This window comes from Nocardioides fonticola, from assembly GCF_039536805.1.
GTDB lineage: Bacteria > Actinomycetota > Actinomycetes > Propionibacteriales > Nocardioidaceae > Nocardioides > Nocardioides fonticola.
The window spans coordinates 70,598-91,124 of the sequence record NZ_BAAAZH010000014.1 but is presented as its reverse complement, the minus strand read 5'-3'; the positions used below and the strand labels follow the sequence as shown (position 1 = coordinate 91,124).

21 protein-coding genes and 1 tRNA gene are annotated in these 20,527 nt (G+C 72.6%); 6 read left to right on the top strand and 16 right to left on the bottom strand.

All coding sequences use genetic code 11. From position 1 onward, the window contains the following. Window positions 1–4: 4 nt before the first annotated feature. The 5 genes from ABD671_RS11080 to ABD671_RS11060 form a co-directional block, all read right to left on the bottom strand. Entirely contained in the window at window positions 5–844 is an 840-nt protein-coding gene (locus ABD671_RS11080; protein ID WP_344733422.1) for an MlaE family ABC transporter permease, read from the bottom strand. Window position 845: 1 nt separating this feature from the next. After that, entirely contained in the window at window positions 846–1,709 is an 864-nt protein-coding gene (locus ABD671_RS11075; RefSeq protein ID WP_344733421.1) for an MlaE family ABC transporter permease, read from the bottom strand. 125 nt (window positions 1,710–1,834) lie between these two features. Next, window positions 1,835–3,238 (bottom strand): aldehyde dehydrogenase family protein, encoded by a 1,404-nt coding sequence (locus ABD671_RS11070; RefSeq protein ID WP_344733420.1) that lies wholly within the window; start codon window positions 3,236–3,238, stop codon window positions 1,835–1,837. A 19-nt stretch (window positions 3,239–3,257) separates the two neighbouring features. After that, window positions 3,258–4,553 (bottom strand): cytochrome P450, encoded by a 1,296-nt coding sequence (locus ABD671_RS11065; protein ID WP_344733419.1) that lies wholly within the window; start codon window positions 4,551–4,553, stop codon window positions 3,258–3,260. Window positions 4,554–4,563: 10 nt separating this feature from the next. Next, on the bottom strand, window positions 4,564–4,965 hold the full coding sequence (locus ABD671_RS11060) for an SCP2 sterol-binding domain-containing protein (protein WP_344733418.1): 402 nt from the start codon (window positions 4,963–4,965) through the stop codon (window positions 4,564–4,566). Window positions 4,966–5,190: 225 nt separating this feature from the next. On the opposite strand from ABD671_RS11060, the gene ABD671_RS11055 reads away from it, so the two are divergent. Both ABD671_RS11055 and ABD671_RS11050 read left to right on the top strand, forming a co-directional pair. Next, a complete protein-coding gene (locus ABD671_RS11055) occupies window positions 5,191–5,805 on the top strand; it encodes a TetR/AcrR family transcriptional regulator (protein WP_344733417.1) in 615 nt (204 codons plus the stop codon). Between the two features lie 62 nt (window positions 5,806–5,867). Beyond that, entirely contained in the window at window positions 5,868–6,119 is a 252-nt protein-coding gene (locus ABD671_RS11050) for a DUF3263 domain-containing protein (protein ID WP_344733416.1), read from the top strand. Window positions 6,120–6,135: 16 nt separating this feature from the next. Here the strand turns inward: ABD671_RS11050 and ABD671_RS11045 are convergent, their stop codons facing one another. Next, entirely contained in the window at window positions 6,136–7,161 is a 1,026-nt protein-coding gene (locus ABD671_RS11045; RefSeq protein ID WP_344733415.1) for an adenosine deaminase, read from the bottom strand. 13 nt (window positions 7,162–7,174) lie between these two features. Then, window positions 7,175–7,852 (bottom strand): DsbA family protein, encoded by a 678-nt coding sequence (locus ABD671_RS11040; RefSeq protein ID WP_344733414.1) that lies wholly within the window; start codon window positions 7,850–7,852, stop codon window positions 7,175–7,177. Window positions 7,853–7,946: 94 nt separating this feature from the next. Here ABD671_RS11040 and orn point away from each other — a divergent pair, with 94 nt between their 5' ends. Both orn and ABD671_RS11030 read left to right on the top strand, forming a co-directional pair. Then, on the top strand, window positions 7,947–8,585 hold the full coding sequence (gene orn, locus ABD671_RS11035; RefSeq protein ID WP_344733413.1) for an oligoribonuclease: 639 nt from the start codon (window positions 7,947–7,949) through the stop codon (window positions 8,583–8,585). A gap of 47 nt (window positions 8,586–8,632) precedes the next feature. Further along, a tRNA-His gene (locus ABD671_RS11030) sits at window positions 8,633–8,705 on the top strand. A gap of 166 nt (window positions 8,706–8,871) precedes the next feature. On the opposite strand, the gene ABD671_RS11025 is transcribed toward ABD671_RS11030, so the two are convergent. Further along, a complete protein-coding gene (locus ABD671_RS11025; protein WP_344733412.1) occupies window positions 8,872–10,530 on the bottom strand; it encodes a hypothetical protein in 1,659 nt (552 codons plus the stop codon). Window positions 10,531–11,186: 656 nt separating this feature from the next. Further along, on the bottom strand, window positions 11,187–12,179 hold the full coding sequence (locus ABD671_RS11020; protein WP_344733411.1) for a Rossmann-fold NAD(P)-binding domain-containing protein: 993 nt from the start codon (window positions 12,177–12,179) through the stop codon (window positions 11,187–11,189). Between the two features lie 43 nt (window positions 12,180–12,222). Between ABD671_RS11020 and ABD671_RS11015 the strand changes: the two genes are divergently transcribed. Together ABD671_RS11015 and msrB are read left to right on the top strand one after the other, a co-directional pair. Then, window positions 12,223–12,957 carry an SGNH/GDSL hydrolase family protein gene (locus tag ABD671_RS11015; RefSeq protein WP_344733410.1) on the top strand — a complete coding sequence of 245 codons (735 nt, stop codon included), beginning with the start codon at window positions 12,223–12,225 and terminating at the stop codon, window positions 12,955–12,957. Window positions 12,958–13,012: 55 nt separating this feature from the next. Next, the gene (gene msrB / locus ABD671_RS11010) at window positions 13,013–13,432 is read left to right on the top strand and encodes a peptide-methionine (R)-S-oxide reductase MsrB (RefSeq protein ID WP_344733409.1); all 420 of its coding nucleotides are present in this window, start codon (window positions 13,013–13,015) and stop codon (window positions 13,430–13,432) included. 28 nt (window positions 13,433–13,460) lie between these two features. Here msrB and hemQ read toward each other — a convergent pair whose 3' ends face one another. From hemQ to sfnG, 7 genes are all read right to left on the bottom strand, one after another. Then, window positions 13,461–14,171 (bottom strand): hydrogen peroxide-dependent heme synthase, encoded by a 711-nt coding sequence (gene hemQ / locus ABD671_RS11005; RefSeq protein WP_344733408.1) that lies wholly within the window; start codon window positions 14,169–14,171, stop codon window positions 13,461–13,463. Window positions 14,172–14,236: 65 nt separating this feature from the next. Further along, the gene (hemG, locus tag ABD671_RS11000) at window positions 14,237–15,703 is read right to left on the bottom strand and encodes a protoporphyrinogen oxidase (protein ID WP_344733407.1); all 1,467 of its coding nucleotides are present in this window, start codon (window positions 15,701–15,703) and stop codon (window positions 14,237–14,239) included. A 105-nt stretch (window positions 15,704–15,808) separates the two neighbouring features. Further along, window positions 15,809–16,330 (bottom strand): flavin reductase family protein, encoded by a 522-nt coding sequence (locus ABD671_RS10995; protein ID WP_344733406.1) that lies wholly within the window; start codon window positions 16,328–16,330, stop codon window positions 15,809–15,811. Beyond that, a complete protein-coding gene (locus ABD671_RS10990; RefSeq protein ID WP_344733405.1) occupies window positions 16,327–16,863 on the bottom strand; it encodes an NAD(P)H-dependent oxidoreductase in 537 nt (178 codons plus the stop codon). The genes ABD671_RS10995 and ABD671_RS10990 overlap by 4 nt, the downstream gene beginning before the upstream one ends. Then, entirely contained in the window at window positions 16,860–18,014 is a 1,155-nt protein-coding gene (locus ABD671_RS10985; RefSeq protein WP_344733404.1) for an LLM class flavin-dependent oxidoreductase, read from the bottom strand. The genes ABD671_RS10990 and ABD671_RS10985 overlap by 4 nt, the downstream gene beginning before the upstream one ends. Window positions 18,015–18,025: 11 nt before the next feature. Beyond that, window positions 18,026–19,240, bottom strand: coding sequence for an SfnB family sulfur acquisition oxidoreductase (locus ABD671_RS10980; protein ID WP_344733403.1), 1,215 nt, complete (start codon window positions 19,238–19,240; stop codon window positions 18,026–18,028). Beyond that, window positions 19,240–20,361 (bottom strand): dimethylsulfone monooxygenase SfnG, encoded by a 1,122-nt coding sequence (gene sfnG / locus ABD671_RS10975; protein ID WP_344733402.1) that lies wholly within the window; start codon window positions 20,359–20,361, stop codon window positions 19,240–19,242. The genes ABD671_RS10980 and sfnG overlap by 1 nt, the downstream gene beginning before the upstream one ends. Window positions 20,362–20,527 lie beyond the last annotated feature (166 nt).

Here is a 20,527-nt window from a genome sequence, read left to right as displayed (position 1 = left end):
GGCGTCACCCCGAGATGTGCACCGACGGCCCGCCCCACACGGCGAGTCCGAAGGCGAGGTCGAGGAGCATGATCGCGATGAGCGAGGTGCGCACGGCGCTGCCGACGGCGCGGCCGACGCCGGCGGGTCCGCCGGAGGCGTGGAAGCCGCGGTAGCAGCACACCGAGGTGACGACGAGCGCCATCAGCACCGTCTTCAGCAGGGCGAGCAGGAGGTCGCCGGGGATGAGGAACGTCGAGAAGTAGTGCTCGTAGATGCCCGGCGCCTGGCCGTAGCCGACGGTGACGACCAGCTTGGTGGCCAGGAAGCACATGATGACGGCGACCGCGAACAACGGGACGACGGCGATCAGCCCGGCCAGCACCCGGGTGCTGACGAGGTAGGCCACCGGCGGCACGGCCATCACCTCGAGCGCGTCGATCTCCTCGGCCACGCGCATCGCGCCGATCTGGGCGGTGAAGCCGGCGCCGACGGTGGCGGTGAGCGCGATACCGGCGACGATCGGCGCGACCTCGCGGGTGTTGAAGTAGGCGGAGAAGAAGCCCGAGAGCGAGGAGACGCCGATGTTGCCGAAGGTCGTGTAGGCCTGGAGGCCGACCTCGATGCCGGAGGCCGCGGTGAGGAACCCGATGACCAGCACGGTGCCGCCGATGAGGGCGAGGGCGCCGGAGCCGAGGCTCACCTCGGCCAGCAGCCGCACGACCTCCTTGGGGTAGCGGCGGACGACCCGCGGGAACTCCGCGTAGGAGCGGGCGTGGAAGACCAGTTGGCCGCCGAGGCGGCTGATCGCTCGGACCGGGCTGGTGAGGGCCGACGCGACAGCGCCGGGGCTGACCGCGGCCATGTCAGTTGCCTGCCTTGAGGTTGAGGAACACGGTCGAGATGACGCTGTTGGCCGCGAAGAGCAGCATGAAGGCGAAGACGACGGTCTGGTTGACCGCCTCCCCCACGCCCTTGGGGCCGCCCTTCGCGTTGAGGCCGAGGTAGCAGGCGGTGAGTCCGGCGAGCATGCCGAAGACGGCTGCCTTGACCTCGGAGGCCAGGAAGTCGCTGAGGCCGACCAGGAGGGTCAGGTCGGAGAGGAACAGGCCGGGCGTCGCGCCCTGGAGGACGACGGAGAAGAAGTAGCCGCCCGCCAGTCCCACGATCGAGACGACGCCGTTGAGGGCGACCGCGACGACCGTGGAGGCCACCACCCGCGGGACGACGAGGCGCTCGATGGGGTCGATGCCGAGGGTGACCATGGCGTCGATCTCCTCGCGGATCTTGCGCGAACCGAGGTCGGCGCAGATCGCGGTCGCCCCGGCACCCGCCACGACGAGCACGCTGACGATGGGCCCGATCTCGCGGACGACGGCGACGGCCGCCCCGGCTCCGGCGAGGTCGATCGCGCCGATCTGGATGAGCAGCTGGTTGACCTGGAAGATGATGATCACGCACAGCGGGATCGAGACCAGCATGGCGGGCAGCAGCGAGACCGTGGTGATGAACCACGCCTGCTCGATGAACTCCCGCATGCGGAAGCGGCGGGTGACCATGCGCGCGAAGGTCTGACCGCTGAAGCGGTAGAACTCCCCGAGCACGGTCAGGGTGCGGGTCAGCCCCTTGCCGGCCCTGCCGGGCAGCAGCGGGTTGCCCTGTCGCATCGCCTCCTGGGCGATCTCCTGGGCCTGCGGGGTCATGCCCGCAGGTGCTTGCACGCTGGCCATCACGCCTCCCTCTCGGCGTGACCCCGGCGCCGTGTCCCCGCACGGCACCGTGTCCTGATCGTCTGCTTCGGCTGGGGCCCGGGCCGGTCGGGGGGGATGACCGGCCCGGGGGTCGGGGGCGTCGTCTAGAAGAAGCGGCGCATGAGGCGCAGGGCCTTGTCGGTGTAGGGCGGGTACACGAACCGCGGGTCGGGCCAGACGGTCTTGGCCAGCACGGACTTGCGGTGGCTGAAGGTCTGGAAGCCCCACTCGCCGTGGTAGGCGCCCATGCCGCTGTCGCCGACGCCGCCGAAGGGCAGCTGGGGCACCAGCACGTGCATGGCGATGTGGTTGAAGACCACTCCCCCGGCGCTGACCTGCGCCACCCGGTCGCGGACGGCGCGGTCGGAGGTGAAGCAGTAGAGCGCCAGCGGCTTGGGTCGCTCCTCGATGTAGTCGATCGCGTCGGCCAACGCCGCGTAGGTGATGACCGGCAGGATCGGCCCGAACAGCTCCTCGACCATCACCGCGTCGTCCGGCGCCGGGTCGAGCACCACGGTCGGCGCGATCTCGAGGCGCTCGGCGTCGACGGTGCCGCCCAGTGCGACGGTGCCGCCCGTTCGGTCGAGGTAGGAGGCGAGCCGGTCGAACTGGCGACGGTTGACGATGCGCAGGCCCGCGCCGTCCCGGTCGGCGGTGAACTCCGTCAGGGTGGTGCGCAGGATCTCGACGAACCGTTCGCGCACCGAGCGGTGCACGAGCACGAAGTCGGGGGCGATGCAGGTCTGGCCGGAGTTCATCAGCTTCAGCCAGGCGATGCGTCGGGCGGCGACCTCCAGGTCGGCGTCCTCGTGCACGATGACCGGGCTCTTGCCGCCGAGCTCGAGGGTGACCGGGGTGAGCGTGGGCGCTGCGCCGGCCATGATCTTGCGGCCGATCTCGGTGCCGCCGGTGAACAGGGCGTGGTCGAAGCCGAGGGAGAGCAGCTCCTGTGTGACGGCGCCGTCACCCTCGACGACCGCCACGGCCTGGGGGTCGACGTAGCGCGGCAGCAGTTCGGCCATGAGGCTCGAGCAGGCCGGTGCGAGCTCGGAGGGCTTGACGACGACGCAGTCACCGGCGGCCAGCGCCGCGACGAGCGGGCTGAGCACGAGGTAGACCGGGTAGTTCCACGGCCCGATGATCAGCACGGTGCCGAGCGGGTCGTACTGGATCCAGGCGGACGCCGGCCGCTGGTTGAGCGGCAGCGGCGAGCGGCGCTTGCGCATCCACCGACGCAGGTGCTTGCGGGCGTAGGCGATCTCGCCGGTCGTCGAGCTGATGTCGCCGAGCCAGGCCTCGGCGCGGGTGCGCCCGAGGTCGGCGTGCAGCGCCTCGGCGATGCGGTCCTCGTTCTCCTCCACCAGCCGGGCCAGCCCGGCGAGCTGCTCCTCGCGCCACTCGTAGGAGCGGGTGCGGCCGGTGCGGAAGGTGCGCCGCAGCCGCTCGACGGTCGCCCGGGGATCGTCGGCCGCCGTCGTCGTCGGACGCGGGATGGTTCGCTCGCTCACGGTGTCTCCTCAGGCCGGTTCAGCGGATCTCGCAGGGAAGGGCGGTGACCGCCCGGACGAAGTTGCCGGCGAGGTACGTCGGCTCACCGAGGTGCAGGGACGGCGCCCGCGTGAGCAGCTCGCGGAAGACGTCGCGCAGCTGCTGGCGGGCGACGAAGTGCCCCAGGCAGAAGTGCGGACCCCCGCCGCCGAAGCCCTGGTGGGGGTTGTGGGTGCGACCGAGGTCGAAGCGGTGCGGCTCGTCGAAGACCCGCTCGTCGCGGTTGCCCGAGGCGTACACGACGCCGACCCAGTCGCCGGCGGAGATCGGCTGACCGGCGAGCACCGTGTCGCGGGTGGCGGTGCGGCGGAAGGTCATCACCGGCGAGGCCCACCGGATGAACTCCTCGACGGCGCCGGGCAGGCGGCCCTCGAGGTCGCCGAGCAGCCAGTCCCGCTGGTCGGGGTGTTGCTGGAGGGCGTGCGCGGCCAGGCTGATGGTGTTGCGGGTGGTGTCGTTGCCGGCCACCGACATCAGCACGAAGAACGCCGCGATCTCGTCGTCGGTGAGCCGTTCGCCGTCGACCTCGGCCTGCACGAGGTTCGTCATGAGGTCGTCGGCGGGTTCGCGACGACGCAGGTCGGCGAACTCCAGGCCCATGCTCAGTAGGCCGACCAACGCGCCGTTGAGGACGTCGCCGGCCTCGCGGTCGCCGCACACGTCGGGGTCGTTGAACCCGACCATCTCGTCGGCGAGGTGGGCGGCCTCCTCGCGCAGCGCGGGGTCGAGGCCCATCATCTCGTAGACGGTCCAGGTGGGCATCCGCTGCGAGACCAGGCGCACGAAGTCGCCGCCGCCCGCCTCGAGGAGCCCGTCGACGATCGCGGTGGCCTGCTGCCGGATCTGGACGCCGATGCGCTCGACCTGGCGTCGGGTGAAGGCGGCGCTGACGAGGCGGCGCAACTGCCGGTGCCGCGGGTTGTCCATCGCCAGGAACGAGTGGGAGGCCTCGAGGAGATCCTCGGGGACGTCCTCGAACTGCACGCCCTGTCCCGAGCAGTAGGTCTCGGGCTCCTGGGAGACCTGCGCGATGTGCTCGTGCCGGGTGACGACCCACATGCCGGGCAGCTCCGAGCCCATGATCGCGCCGTCCATCATCGGCTGCCAGCTGACCGGGGCCTCCTCGCGGAGGCGGGCGAAGACGCGCTCACGCTCGTCGAAGGGCAGGCTCCAGAAGGCGCGCGAGGTGACCTCGAGGTCGTGGAAGGGGCGGGCAGTCGCCCGCTCGGCCGCGGGGTGCGCGGGCCGGATGGCCGCGTCGGTACCGGGATGCATCGGGCCCTCCTCAGACCAGCAGGTCGGTGCGGCCGTCGGCGGTGAGCCGCTCGATGTAGACGGGGTAGAGCTTGCGCGAGAGCGGCGCGAGCTTGAGCAGGGGCGCGACCCGACCGTCGACCTTGATGGCGCCCTTGGCCATCGCCAGCGGGAGGTTGACCTTGCCCTGCCAGTAGCCGTTGCCGGTGTCGGCGCTCATCGACATCGTGGCGCCGACCTCGGCACCCGGCGCGGCCCCGCCGACGGTGCCCTCGCCGAAGTCGACGATCAGCTCGGTGTCGGGATCGGTGAAGGCGAAGCGGAGGACGACGCCGGTGGCCTTGAGGCGCGGCGCGAGGTCGGCATCGGAGAACGCGGTCTCGAAGATGCCGCCGATGTAGGTGACGACCTCCTCGGAGGTGGCGAACGGCATCGGGGGTCCTTCCGGTGGGATGCGGGGCGGAAGCGGGGCGGGAGGCGGGGTGGCGGCGGGACGGGGGCGGGATGGGAGCCGGGCTGGGGACGCTGGGCGCGGCCGGGTGAGCGGGGTCACACCGGCGGCTCAACATAAACTGAGTTACGGAGCCTGGCAAGGGGCTGTCCGCCGTCCCGCGATCCGGGGTACGGCCGAGCCCGCCGACCTCTACGCTTGCGCGTCATGACCCGGCCGGCCCCGCTCCCGGCCGCCGCGAGCGACGTCAGCGAGTCGCACCGGCGGTTCTACGACGCCGCTCTCGACCTCCTCGCCGAGGAGGGCTACGGCGCGCTGAAGCTCAGCCGCCTGTGCGAGCGGCTGGGCCTGACGACCGGCGCGTTCTACCACGCCTTCGACGGGTGGGCCGACTTCACCGACCGGCTCCTCGACTTCTGGTACCAGGAGCGCACCGCCGACATCGGCGCGCGCGCCCACGCCGAGCCCGATCCCGCCCGCCGCCTCGATCTGCTCATCGAATCGGCCCTCGGCCTGCGGCACCGCGCCGAGAGCGCGATCCGCATCTGGGCCGGGATCGACCCGCGCGTGCGGGCCATCCAGGATCGGGCCGACCGCGACCGCATCGAGGTCGTCGCCGAGGCCTTCGTCGCCCTCACCGGCGACCCCGACTTCTCGCTGCGCGCGGCGCGCGCCGCCTTCTACGTGCTCATCGGCTACGAGCAGGTCAGTGCCGAGCAGGACGTCAGCGCCCTCCAGTGGGCACTGCGGTCGATCCGGGCGCTCATCGACGCCCCGCCCGTGATCCCCGTCGAGGCGCCCGACACCGGCCGGAGTGGCTGACGCCACCGGCTCGTCACCTCCCCGATGCGGCGCTCACCGCGCCGCATCGGCATCATGGGAGCGTGACCACACCGGCCCTCGACGAGCGCGACCTCGCGATCCTCGCCTTCGAGCAGCGGTGGTGGCGCTACGGCGGCGAGCGTGACGCCGCCGTCCGCGAGCGGTTCGGCCTCTCGGCCGCCGAGTACCACCGCGTGCTGAGCGACCTCATCGACCGCCCCGAGGCCGAGGCGGCCGAGCCCCTGCTGGTGCGCCGCCTGCGGCGCCAGCGGGCCGCGCGTCAGCGCGCTCGCGCCGAGGCGCGCCGAGGCTGAGCTCCTGCCGGGCGGATCAGCCTGCGTAGGCGTCGATCTCCGCCAACACGCGGGCAGCGACGTCCGCTGGTGCGAACGAGCATCGCACCGCCTCGCGGGCCAGCTCCCGAACGCCTTCGGCCTCGAGCCCGAGGAGATCGGCGGCGATGGCGTACTCGCGGTTGAGCGTGGTGCCGAACATCGGCGGATCGTCGGAGTTGACCGTGAAGCGCACCCCGGCGTCACGGAAGGCGACGATCGGGTGCTCCTCGAGCCGGGTGACGGCCCGCGTGGCGATGTTGGACGACGGACACACCTCGAGCGGGACGCCGGTGGCGGCCAGGTGGGCGAGCAGCTCGGGGTCCTGGGCGGACGACGTCCCGTGCCCGATCCGCTCAGCGCCCAGCAGGGTCAGGGCGTCCCACACGGTCTGGGGGCCGGTGGTCTCGCCGGCGTGCGGCACGCTGCGCAGTCCGGCGGCGCGGGCGGCCTCGAAGTGCGGCTGGAACTGCGGCCGGGGGACGCCGATCTCCGGCCCGCCGAGGCCGAAGCCGACCAGCCCGTCGCACGGGTGGTCGAGGGCGTAGGCGAGGGTGGCGTCGGCCGCCGGCAGGCCGGACTCGCCGGGGATGTCGTAGATCCAGCGCAGCACCAGGCCGAAGTCGCGCTCGGCGGCGAGCCGGGCGTCCTCGATCGCCTCGACGTAGGCCTCGATGGGCATGCCGCGGTCGTCGCGGTCGGGCCGCACCGAGGTGTAGGGCGTGCAGGTGAGCTCGGCGTAGCGCAGCTGCTGCACCTGCGCCATCTCGCGGGCGATCTCGTAGGTGAGGTAGCGGATGTCGGCCGGGGTGCGCACGAGGTCGACGACCGCGAGATAGACGTCGACGAAGTGCGCGAAGTCGCGGAACTCGAAGAAGCCGCGCAGCTCGTCGGGGTCGCTGGGCACGGTGCCCGGATGACGCTCCGCGAGCTCGGCGACGATCCGCGGGGACGCCGAGCCGACGTGGTGCACGTGCAGCTCGGCCTTGGGCAGGCCGGCGATGAAGTCCTCGAGGGTGCTCACATCGCCGATGGTGTCAGCCGATGGCGGCGAGCACCGACTTCGCGATGTCGGTGACGTTGTCGGCCGTCTGCTGCTCACCGTCGAGGATGATCGTCGGGGTGCCGCCGACGCCGGCGTCGGCGGCCCCCTTGGTGGCCGCCTCGGCCCAGGCCTTCTCGCTCAGCCCCTCGATGCCGGGCCGGACGGCGTCCTCCTCGGCGCCGGCGGCCACGGCCTTCTCGACCAGCCAGTCGTCGTCGGGGAAGGGACCGGTCTCCTCGGGCTGGTCGGCGTAGAGGAGGTCGTGGAACTTCTTGGCGACCTCCGGGCCGCTGGCCTTCAGCACGACGGCGAAGGCGTTCGTGGAGCGCAGCGAGTAGTCGCCGGCGCGGCTGAGCAGCACGAAGGGCCGGTACTCGACGTAGACCTTGCCCGCGGCCGCCGCTGCGGCCAGCTGCTCGTTCGAGGCGTCCTCGAAGGCCCGGCAGAAGGGGCAGAGGAAGTCCTCGTAGACGATCAGCTCGTGGGGCGCGTCGGGGTCGCCGATCGCAAGCCCGTAGTCGCTCGCACCGGCTGCGGGCGCGTCGACCGGCCCGGCGTCCTGGGAGCGTTGGAAGAGGTAGGCGCCCACCAGCAGCGCCAGCACGAGCACGACGACGGCGGCGATGTTGGCGCGGGCGCGGCGCTGCTGGGCGACGGCGGGATCGGCCACGAGGTCTCCTCTGCTCCTGCGACACCCGACGACGCGCCGGGTCGATCTCACCCGCAAACTACCGTCCCGGACCTGACGCGTAGGGTTCAGCCCCATGAGTGAGCGCCTCGTCTGGATCGACTGCGAGATGACCGGCCTCGACCTCGGAGCCGACGCCCTCATCGAGGTCGCGGCGCTGGTCACCGACTTCGAGCTCAACGTGCTCGGCGAGGGAGTCGACCTGCTCATCGCCCCTCCGGCCGAGGCGTTGGCCCAGATGGGCGACTTCGTGCGCGGCATGCACGAGAAGTCCGGGCTGCTCGCCGAGCTGGAGTCCGACGCCGTCCTCACGATGGCCGAGGCCGAGGAGCGCGTGCTCGCCTACATCCGCGAGCACTGCCCCGACGGCAGCCGCCCCCCGTTGGCCGGCAACACCGTGGCCACCGACCGCTCCTTCCTCGCCCGCGACATGCCCACGCTCGAGGCCTTCCTGCACTACCGCATCGTCGACGTCTCCTCCATCAAGGAGCTCGCCCGCAGGTGGTACCCGCGGGCCTACTACGCGGCCCCGGAGAAGCGCGGCAACCACCGTGCGCTCGCCGACATCCAGGAGAGCATCGAGGAGCTGCGCTACTACCGCGACGCGATCTTCGTGCCCCTGCCCGGACCCGACTCCGACGCCGCCCGCGCGCTCGCCCAACGCCACGGCGGCTCGATCACCGGGGCCGGGCTCCCCGATTCCGCGCACGACTGATCGATCCCCTACACTTCCATCCGGTCCGCCGCAGTGCGGGCCCGATGGTGGGTGTAGCTCAGCTGGTAGAGCACCTGGTTGTGGTCCAGGTGGTCGCGGGTTCGAGTCCCGTCACTCACCCCGATGAACGCCCTGGTCGGAGCACCTGCTCCGACCAGGGCGTTTCAGCGTTCCGACTCGCTGACAGCACCAGCGACGGTTCCGACCGACCCACGCCGCGTCTCCAGGTCCGCGGACCGGGGAGGCACCGGTCACCCGAGGGCGGGGCCCGACCGCTGCGAGCCTCTCAGTCGAGCTTGACGATGGTGAGGTTGCTGCCGGCGTCGGTCGAGATCGGTTGAGCCGTGCTGTTGCTGTTCGTCGAGGTGCAGAGGACCTTGACGGTGTCGCCGACAGCGAGCGGGATCGCCGCGACCACCTCACCCCTTGCCTTGGTGCCTGCCGGCGTGTAAGTGGTCTGGAGCACGAAGGGGCCGTACACGTTCCCGGGGGAGCCGTACGGGATGTTGTTGATCTGGAGGGTGAGGGAGACTCCGACGGTGCTCGTCGCCGGGCTGGTGTCGGGGGTGTGCACCCGGGCCTGGACGAGGTAGGTCCCGGCCGCTCCGACCGTGAAGGTGGTCTTGTCGGCCGACCAGGTGTTGGGGGCGCCGGGAGCCGTCTTGACGTTGTTGAACGCGAGGGTCGCGGCCGTGGTACTCGTCGAGACCGGGCAGGTCTCGCCGCTGCCGCCAACCTTGTCGGCGACCAACTCGGTCGACGCGCCCCCGCCGCTGGACATCGCAGGCGTGTACGCGGTGGCCCACGTGCCGGCATTCTTCGTGGAGACGGCACCGGTGGCGGTGTTGAGGTAGAAGTCGCCGTTGTTGCCCAGGGTGTCGGCGGGCGCGGTCGTTCCGGTGCGCCAGGTCGAGCCGGTGCCGGGTGTTCCCTGCGGGCCGACGAGCGAGACGCCTGTGGCGGGCCAGCCGCCTGCGGTCTTGGGGCCGAAGAGGGTGGACGTGGCGGTGTTGAGGTAGAAGTCGCCGACGGCACCGGTCGACGAGGTCGGGTCGCTGGTGCCGTTGAGGACGGTGTTCCCGTTGGTCCCGTTGGTCCCGTTGGTCCCGTTGGTCCCGTTGGTCCCGGGGATGCCTTGGGCGCCGCGGATGTTGGCGATCTTCGTCCAGGTGCCGCTGCTGTAGCGGTAGACGTCTCCGAGGCCGGTACCGGTGGCGGTGTCGAGGTAGAGGTCGCCGCTGAAGGCGGCGGTGGTCGGGGTGCCGGTCCCGACGGTCCAGGTGGCGCCGTTGATCCCGTTCGCGCCGTTGATCCCGTTGATCCCGTTGGTGCCGTTGGTGCCGTTGGTGCCGTTGGCACCGCGGAGGTTGACGGTCAGACCCCAGGTGCCGGCGGTCTTCTGGTAGGCGTTGGAGGTGGCGGTATCGAGGTACCAGTCACCGTCAGCGCCCACGGTCGAGAGGGGGGCGCCGCTTCCGGAGAGCCAGGTGGCGCCCTTGTCTCCCTTCGCGCCGGCAGTACCGGCGGCTCCCGTGGCGCCGGGAGCGCCGGCCGGACCAGCAGGGCCGGCCGGCCCGGTGGCACCTGCGACCCCTTGAACGCCGCGGATGTTGACGACCAGGCTCCAGGCCTGGTCGGTGCGGGTGTAGATGTCCTGGGTGGCGGTATCGAGGTACCAGTCGCCGGCAGCGCCCGACGTCGGGTCGGGGGCGCCCGAACCCTGATACCACCGGCTGCCCGGTGCGCCGGGCTGGCCCGCGAGGGCCTCCAGGGTGGCCTTCGACAGCTTCTTCGCGGTGACGGAGCCAGCCTTGATCGTGCGGGCCGTGACGGCGTTGGACGCCAGGTCGCGAGAACCGATCGTCCGGTCCTGGATGTCCGCGCCCGTGAGCAGACCGCCCGCCGTCGCACCGCCCGCACCGGCGGCAGCGATGAGCACGCCCATCAGTGCGACCTGAGCCAGCTTCCCCCGGTGCTCACTCCAGCGGGATCTTCCAGCGTCGGCGGGAAGGGTGGATGCATCGGTCGGGGCGACGGTCGGGTTCACGGGGACACGGGGGGTACGGGGCGTGGACATGCGGGAATTCCTTGCTCGCTCGGGGGGCGACGTGGACCGGATCGCACATCCGGCCCGGGGCGTCGGGGGGAACGGGCACGCTGTCACGCCCACGAAGCGAAGGCGGCCACATCTCCCTTCGGCTGGAGGAACTCCAACCGACCCGACGAGCATGTCCCGCGGCAGAACGGGTGCGATCCGGATCGATCGATACCCGCGCGGCGCCACACGCGGATGGAAGCAGGATCACGAGGCCATGGCAGCGCCAGGCGGTGCAAAGTTCAACGAACGACTCTTTACCATTCTGGTCACGCTCGATTCTCGATAGGCGGGATCGGTCTGGACCCACCGGTGTCGATGGTTGGGGAATCGCGCCCGGCTGGCTAGGTTCCTTGATGCGACCGTGGCCGCGACGCGCTGATGGCTCCAGCGCCGACCGGCACACCCCTCCCCGGAAGTCGCCGCGTGGGGTCGGTGGCGGTGCGGCCCGTGGCAGGTCTGCGCCGCCCCGACCCCCGATGAGGCGTCGAGCCCCCCGGGCACGGTCAGCGGGCGCCCAGCACCTCGACCTCCTCGGCCCGCGTCAGCCCCGTCCGGACGACGTCCGCTCCACGCTCGCGCGCCCAGGCCAGCACGTCGGCCGCCGTCGCCGCGATCGGGCGCACCTCCAGGCCGGCCGCCCGGGCGGGCGCGTGGTCGCGGGCGAGCATGCCGTCGTAGGCCGGGCGCGGCAGCCACAGCGGCAGCGACCGGGTCCCGGCCCAGGGTTCGACGCCGCGGCCGGCGAGGTCGGCGTGGTCGAGCCAGGCCCAGTCGATGCGCGCAGGGTCGACGCCGACGCCACGGGCGACATCGGCGAGCAGGTCGCCGAACGGCGTCACCGGCCCCACGGCGTCCAGGACGCCGGTGAGGCCGGCCTGGAGGCCGTGCACGATCCAGGCCGCGAGGTCGCGCGCGTCGATCACCTGCACGGCGTCCGTCGGCGCACCGCCGACGAGCACGGGCGCTCCGTCACCGGCCTCGGCCAGCCGCAGCGGCCAGTAGGTGAACCGGCCGCTCGGGTCGCCGGGACCGACGATGAGCCCGGGGCGCAGCACGAGCGCCCGGCCGGTGCCCGCGAGGACGATCTCCTCGCACGCGACCTTCATCGGCCCGTAGGCCGAGGGATCGACGGCGAGGTCGACGTCATCGTGGCGGGGCGTGTGCAGCGGCGTCACGCCGGGTCGCCCGCCGGGGGTGGCGTCGTCGCTGTAGACGCTGATGGTCGAGACGAACACCCAGTGCGCCTCCGGCCAGGCCGCGACCGCGCGCCGCACCCACGACGGCGTCCGGGCGACGTCGACGACTGCGTCGAAGCTCTCGGCGACGAGGGCCGCCGGCAGCTCGGCGTCGCGATCGAGGACGACGTGCCGGGCGCCTCTCGGCACCGATCCGGAGCGGCCCCGTGAGGTGACCGTGACCTCGTGCCCGGCCTCGAGCGCCGCCACCGCCACGGCACGGGAGAGGAACACGGTGCCACCGAGCACGAGCAGGCGCATGCGGAGAGCCTGCCCGCTGGGGCGGCCCGGCACAATCGAGGGCGTGCTCGCCGAGACCGCCTACGCCTACGACAACCGCACCGGCCGCCCGCCCGGCCGGCTGGTGCGCACGCTCGGCCACGTCGTCCCGGGCATCGCGCGGGTGCGCGCGCAGGCAGAGCCCTACGCCGACGTCTGGGTCGCCCGCAACCGGGCGGCGCTGGCCGCGATCGAGCGGGGCGAGGCCGGACGCAGGTGGATCGTGCTCGGCGATTCGATGGCCCAGGGCGTGGGCGCCTCCTCCCCCGACGCCGGCTGGGTCGGCCAGGTCGCCGACCGGCTCGCCGACCTCGGGCCGATGACCCTGCTCAACCTCTCCGCCACCGGCGCGCGGGTGCCCGACGTCCTCGCTCAGCAACTGCCCGTGCTCGAGGCCCTGCCGCCGACCACGGCCGCACCCGACGTCGTCGTGGCCGTGATCGGCTCCAACGACCTCTTCGCCGGACGCCGTTTCCGCGAGGGCCTGCCCGACGCCATGCGCGAGCTCGTCGAGCGGCTCCCCGACGGCTCGGTGATCGCGAGCCTGCCCCAGCCGCAGGGCGCGGCCCAGGAGGCGAACCGCTGGATCGATGCGGCGGTGGCAGCCGGGCGCCTGCACTGCGTCGACCTGCGGGTCAGCGGCCCGTCGTCGTGGCGGGGGCTGGTCGCCGAGGACCGCTTCCACCCCAACGATGCGGGCTACGCCGCCCTCACCGACGCCATCGCACCGGTCGTGCGGCGCGCGCTGCTGGGCGCCTGACCCAGCCCGGATCCACCCCTCCCGCCGGCTACCGCCCCCCGCCTAGGCTGGGGGCGTGGGTTACAACGTGGAGAAGTCCGAGGCCGAGTGGCGCGAGGAGCTGAGCCCCGACGAGTTCGCCGTCCTGCGCAAGGCCGGCACCGAGCGGGCGTTCGTCGGCAAGCTCACCGACACCGAGACCGTCGGCGTGTACCGCTGCAAGGCCTGCCAGGCCGAGCTCTTCCGCTCCGAGACCAAGTTCCACTCGGGCTGCGGCTGGCCGTCGTTCTACCAGCCGATCACCGACACCATCGAGTACCTCGAGGACACCTCGCACGGCATGAAGCGGGTGGAGGTGCGCTGCGCCAACTGCGGCTCCCACCTCGGCCACGTCTTCCCCGACGGCTACGGGACGCCGACCGGCGACCGCTACTGCATCAACAGCCTGAGCCTCACCCTCGAGCCGGCCGACGGGTCGGGCCCGATCGCCGGCTGACGCCGACGACCGGGGCCCGGTCTCGGGATCAGGGCAGGCGGTCGACCAGGTCGCGGATCGGGGCCAGCGAGCCGGTGTAGAAGGGGATCTCCTCGCGCACGTGGCGCCGGGCGCCCGACCCGCGCAGGTGCCGCATGAGGTCGACGATGCGGTAGAGGTCGTCGGCCTCGAAGGCGAGGATCCACTCGTAGTCGCCGAGCGCGAACGAGGCGACCGTGTTGGCCCGCACGTCCTTGTAGTCGCGCGCCATCTGGCCGTGCTCGGCCAGCAGGGCGCGACGCTCCTCGTCGGGCATGAGGTACCACTCGAAGGACCGCACGAACGGGTAGACGCACACGTGGGCCTTGGGCTCCTCGTCGGCGAGGAATGCCGGCACGTGCGACTTGTTGAACTCCGCCGGACGGTGCAGGGCCATCTGCGACCACACCGGCTCCAGCCGCGCACCGAAGGAGGTGCGGCGGAAGCGGTGGTAGGCCGCCTGGAGCTCCTCGGACGTCGCCGCGTGCACCCACAGCATCACGTCGGCGTCGGCGCGCAGACCGGCCACGTCGTAGACGCCGCGGACGACGACGTCGCTCTCGGCCAGCTCGGCGAAGAGCTTCTCGACCTCGGCACCCTCGGCCTCCCGATCGGCGTCGCCGAGGGGGGTGGCCAGCTTGAAGACCGACCACATGGCGTAGCGGATGGAGTCGTTGATCTCGCGGATGCGAGCGGCGTTGGACTGGGTCTCCTCGGACATGCCTCCATTCTGCCGCGCGGGGGGAAGCCGCCGGCAGGGCACCCGGGCCCGCGGACGCCGGGACGTCAGCCCTGGGAGCCCAGCGGCGCCCGGGAGGCGAGGTCGGCGAGCACCTCGGCGGCGGCCCGGTGGGCCGAGGCGATGACGGCGGGGATGCCGACGCCGTCGTAGGCCGCGCCGCAGACGGCCAGGCCGCGCACGTGGCCCACGTCGGCGCGGATGCGCTGCACCCGCTCGAGGTGGCCGACGGCGTACTGCGGGAGGCCGTGCATCCAGCGGTGCACCTCGACGTCGACGGGGCGGGCGTGCACGCCGGCGGCGGCCGCGAGGTCGAGCAGGGAGTCGCTGACCAGCGCGTCGTCGGGTTCGCGCACGACGGCGTCCTCGCGGTGACGCCCGAGCGAGGTGCGCAGCACGAGGAGGTCCTCGCCGTCGGGCCCCGCACCGCGGCCGGCCTCGCGCACCCAGGCCCACTTCGCGAACGACCAGGTGCTGGCCTTGACCCGCTTGTTCTCCACCGGCGGCACGAGGAAGCCGGAGGAGTCGGTGTCGGCGAGGCTCGGGACGTCCTCTGCGCGGAAGGCCATCGTGACCACCGCCATCGAGGCGGCCTCGATCCCGCCGAGCTCGGTGGCGGCCACGCCCGCGATCCCGGCCAGCAGTCGCGACGCCGGCTGGGCCGGCACCGCCACCACGACGGCGTCGGCGCGCAGCAGCTCGGGCCGGCCGAGAGGCCCGGCCTCCACCTCGAACCCGTGGGTGGTGCGCCGCACCGCGCGGACGGCGTCGCCGGCCCGCAGCTCGACACCGCGGGCGCGCAGGTCGGCCTCCAGGGCGTCGGCGAAGCGGCCCATCCCGCCCTCGACGCCGGCGAAGACGGGCCCTGCGTAGGTGTGGTCCTGCGAGTCGGCCGCGGCCGCCGACTGCTCGAGGATGGATCCGCGCTCGGCCATCGCCACCAGCTGCGGCACCGAGGCCCGGGCGGAGAGCTCACGGGCGTGGCCGGCGTAGACCCCGCCGAGGAGCGGTTCGACGAGCAGGTCGGTGACCTCGGATCCGAAGCGTCGGTCGACCAGCGCGCCCACCGAGACGTCGTCGGTCAGCACGGTCGCGGGGATCGTCGCCTCGCGACGCACCGCCGCCAGGCCGGCCTCGGAGAGCAGGCCGGTGGCCTCGAGGCCCTCGAGGTCGAGCGGGACGCCCATGAGCGTGCGCGGGAGCGGCCGCAGCGCGCCGCGACTCCAGATGCGCGAGGAGGCGATGGCGGGGTGGACGACGTCGATCCCGACGGCCGCCGCGAGCGAGACCCCCTCGGGACGCCGGTTGAGCATCGCCTCGGCGCCGACGTCGACCAGCAGGCCGGCGACCTCACGGCGGCGCAGCTTGCCGCCGAACTCGTGGGCCTCCTCCAGGACGACGACCCGGGCACCGGCGATCGCGAGGTCCCGCGCAGCGGCGAGTCCCGCGATGCCGCCGCCGATGACGACCACGGTGCCGTGCACCGGCTCGCTGACGACCGCGCTCTCGGACATGCCTCCAGCGTCTCACTCCGCGGGTCGGAAAGCCCGCGCCGCCGGGCGACGGGTGACCTTCGACCCGGCGAATGGTGACCTTCCCGGCTCAGCCTGGCCCCAGGCTCAGCCCGCGAGTCGCCCGAAGGAGCTGCGGTGGAAGACCAGCGGGTTGGTGGCGCCGGCGTGCCGGGCGGCGTGCAGGCGCAGCAGGACGATGGTGTGGTCGCCGGCCTCGACCTCACGGTGGATCGTGCAGTCGAACCAGGCGATGGCGTCGTCGAGGGTGATCGCGCCGTCCTCGGTGTGCGTGGTCGCCAGGCCGGTGAAGCGGTCGTCGACCGGTCCGGCGAGCTGGCGGCAGACGTCGCCGTGGTGGTCGGCCAGCACGCTGAGCCCGAGGTGGCGGGCGCGACGCAGGTCGGGCCAGGTCTTGGAGGTGTTGGCCACGGAGAAGGAGACCAGCGGCGGGTCGAGGCTCACGGAGGTGAAGGAGCTGGCGGCGAGGCCGATGTCCTGGCCGTCGACCTCGGCGGCCACGGCGACCACGCCGCTGGGGAAGGCCCCGAACGCCTCCCGCAGCCGCACGGGGTCGAGGTCCTGGTTGGTGCTGAGCGAGCCGGTGGTGGCCGGGTGGGTGACGGTCATGCCGGTACTCCTGTCGGTCGGACGTTCGTGGCGGTCAGGGCGGCGACGGTCGGGCGGGCGACCTCGAGCCAGTCGGCGTAGGCCGCCGGGTCGTCATGGGCGGCGTCGAGCACGTAGAGCGCCCGCACGGGCACCCGGGCACCGAGTTCGGTGAGCACCGGGCGCAGCGTCAGCTCGGGCGCGAGAGCGTGCGCGGGTCCGGCGCCCAGCATGAGCGGGACGGCGATGCCCCGCAGCCCGGTGCCACCGGGGAAGCGGTCGAGGAACAGCTTGAGCAGGCCGGTGTAGGTGGCCTTGTAGGTGGGGCAGGCGACGACGACGAGGTCGGCGGCGCCCACCTGCTCCACGAGGCGCCCGACCTCGGGGTCGGACCAGTCGAGCAGGGCGGCGCCCAGCGTGGCGAGGTCGACGACGAGCGGCTCGGCACCCGGCGTCAGCTCGCCCGCGACGTACTGCGCCGCGGCGAGGGTGCGCGAGGCCGGCTTGGGGTTGCCGACCACGACGGCCACGCTCGGGGCGCCGCTCGCGCTCACTGCGCGGCCCGCCCGGCGTACTGGAACGGGATGCGGGTCTCGACGGCGGTCGGTGCGGGGTGCTTCCACACGCCGCGCTCGGCGAGGATCGGCAGCACGCCCTCGCCGAACCAGTAGGCGCCCTCGAGGTGCGGATAGGCCGAGAGCACGAACTCGGAGATGCCGAGGTCGGCGTACTCCTGGATGCGGTCGGCGACCTCCTCGTGGCTGCCGACGAGCGCGGTGCCGGCTCCTCCGCGGACCAGGCCGACCCCGGCCCAGACGTTGGGGTGGATGACCAGGTCGTCCTTCGAGCCGCCGTTGAGGGCGAGCATGCGCTGCTGGCCCACCGACTCGCTGCGCTTGAGACCCTCCTGCACCTGCTTGATGGTCTCGGGGTCGATGTTGGCCAGCAGCCGGTCGGCCTCGGCCCACGCCTCGGCGGAGGTGTCGCGGTTGATGACGTGCATGCGGATGCCGAAGCGGATCTCGCGGCCCTCCTCGGCGGCGAGCTCGCGGATCCAGGCGATCTTCTCCGCGACCGCGGCCGGCGGCTCGCCCCAGGTCAGGTAGACGTCGGCGTGCTTGGCCGCGACCCGGCCGGCGGCCGGGGAGGAGCCGCCGAAGTAGATCTCCGGCGCCGGGGAGGGGATCTGGTTGAGGCGCGCGGCCTCGACCTGGAGGTGCTTGCCGTCGAGGTCGACCTCCTCGCCGCGCCACAGGGCACGCACGATGGTGAGGAACTCGTCGCAGCGCTCGTAGCGGGCGTCCTTGTCGAGGAAGTCGCCGTACATGCGCTGCTCGGCGCTCTCGCCGCCGGTGACGACGTTGAGGAGCAGGCGCTGGCCGGTGAGGTTCTGGAACGTGCCGGCCATCTGCGCGGCCACGAACGGCGAGACCAGGCCGGGGCGGAAGGCGACGAGGAACTTCAGGCGATCGGAGACCTGGCTGAGCATCGCGGTGGTCAGCCAGGCGTCCTCGCACCAGGCTCCGGTGGGCGTCAGCGCGCCCTCGAAGCCCATCTGCTCGGCCGCGCGGGCCACCTGTCCGAGATAGGGCACGTCCGCCGGCCGCCCCGACGGCCCGGCGGAGACGCCGTGGCCACCGCCGACGACGTGTCGACCGTCGCCGCCGTTGGTCGGGAGGAACCAGTGGAACGTCAGGGAACTCATGGGTGGACCTCTCAGATCTGTCCGTGGTTGGGAGGAAGGGTGCCGTCGACGGCGAAGCGGCCCAGGTGCTGGACCTTCCACGCCGCCGGGTCGTGGAGCGTGTGGGTGCGCGCGTTGCGCCAGTGGCGGTCCAGACGCAGGGACGCGAGCGCCGAGCGGGTGCCGCAGACCTCGAAGAGGCGGGACGCCGCCTCGACCGAGGCGTGGGTCGTGGCGGCCCGCGCGGCGGCCACGGCGAGCGAGGCCGCACCGGCGCTCTCGGCGCTCAGGTGCTCGTTCGCGGCGTCGACGGCGCGGGCCGCCTCGGCCACGAGCGCCTCGGCACCGCGCACGGCCAGCTCCATCTCGCCGAAGGCGTGGACGACGAGCGGGTCGTCGGCGGCCCGCTCGACGCCGGCGTCGGGGTAGGGCCGCGAGGCGGTGGTGACGAAGGCCGCGGCGTCGCGGATCGCGGCGCGAGCGATGCCCGCGTCGAGCGCCGCGTGGAGCACCTGGGCGAAGGAGCCGTAGGTCTGCGGACCGGTGAAGGTCAGGTGGTAGGGGGTGATGCGGTCGTCGCTCACCGCGACGTCGTCCAGCCGCACGGTGCCGGACGCCGTGGTGCGCTGCCCGAGGCCGTCCCAGTCGTCGACCACGGTGACACCGGGCGCCGTCCGCTCGACCCACGCGACGTGCAGCGGGCCGCCCTCGTCGAGGTGGGCCAGCACGGGGATCCAGTCGGCGAACAGGGCGCCGGTGGCGTACCCCTTCTCCCCCGCCAGGCGCCACCGGCCGGGCGCGGCCGGCCACAGGGTGGTGGCGTGGTCGCGCACGTGCTTCGAGCGGATCTCGGACTGGGCGTTGCCGAACCGCTTGCCGGCCAGCACCTCGCCGAACAGGAACTCCTGCTGGGCCGGGGTGGCCTGGTGGTGCACGGCGTTGACGTAGACGAAGTGGCTGTGCGGGATCTGGGCGATGTTGGGGTCGCCCTCAGCGAGGATCCGGAACACCTCGGTGATCGTGGCGACCGGCAGGCCGGCGCCGCCGAACGCCGCGGGCACCGAGATGGCGAGCAGGCCGGAGGCCGACAGCTCGTCGAGCTCGGGCCCGGGGAGGATCCGCTCGGCGTCGCGGCGCGCGGCGCCCTCGGCGAAGACCGCCGAGAGACGCCGCGCGACCGACACGGCCTCCGCGGAGGTGAGCACGGGCACCGTGTCGGTGCCGTGCTCGGAGGCGAGGCTGACCATCAGACGCGCTCCAGCTCCCGCGCCTCGAGCTCGCGGACGATCGGGAGCACCTCGCGACCGAAGTACTCGACGTCCTCGAGGTAGTGCAGGAAGCCGAGCAGGAAGAGATTCACGCCCAGGCGCTTGTACTCGATCATGCGGTGGGCGATCTGCTCGGGCGTGCCGATGAGGCCGGTACGGAAGCCGTCGTTGTACTGCACGAGGTCGGCGAACTCGGAGTCCTGCCACATGCCCTTCTTGTCGCCGGTCGACTGGCCGGCCTGCTTGACCGCCGACCCGAAGCCCTCGACCGCCTCGCGGTCGGCCTTGTCGACGATCTCGCGCAGCACGTCGCGGGCCTCGGACTCGGTGCTGCGGCCGATGAAGAAGCCGTTGACACCGAAGCGGACGGCGCCGGCGCGGCCGTTGACGGCGGCGACGTCGTTGACGTCGCGGATCTGCTCGGCGATGCCCTCGGGCGTGTTGCCGTTGGCGAAGTACCAGTCGGAGACCCGGCCGGCCATGCCACGGGCGTCGCTGGAGTTGCCGCCCTGGAAGATCTCCGGGTGCGGGCGGCCCTCGGAGGCGATCGGCTTCGGCTTGAGGTCGAAGTCGTGGAGTCGGTAGAAGTCGCCGTTGAACTCCGCGTGCTCGGAGGTCCAGATCTCCTTGAGGTAGCGGATGAACTCCTCGGAGCGGCGGTAGCGCTCGCCGTGCTCGAGCCACGGCTCGCCGAGCTTCACGAACTCGTCCTTGAACCAGCCGCTCACGACGTTGGTGGCGACGCGGCCGTTGCTGAGGTGGTCGGCGGTGGCCAGCCACTTGGCGAGGACGCCGGGCTGCCACAGACCGGGGTGGACGGCAGCGATGACCTTGAGCCGCTCGGTGGCGAGCAGCAGCGCGAGGCTGAAGGACGTCGACTCGTGCTGGTAGGCAGCGCCGTAGCTGGCGATGTAGCGGACCTGGGAGAGCGCGTACTCGAAGCCGTTGTTCTCGGCGAGCTGGGCGAGCTCCTTGTTGTACTCGTAGCTCCAGTCGGTGCGCTGCTCGATCTTGCTCACGACCAGGCCGCCGCTGACGTTGGGGACCCAGTAGGCGAACTTGAGCGGCTCGTGGAAGCCGGGCGGCAGGGGTGCGGACATGGTGCTCCTCGGGGGTCGGCGCCGATCACAATGCGGCGTTAGTTGATGACTTTGCTTGACTTTGGGCGGTGGGACAAGCGCGGTGCCTGTCGTTTCCCACGAAGGGGTGATCGGGAGGGCCGATCACCGCAGGCGGGAGGTGCGCAACGGCCACCCGGACACCGCG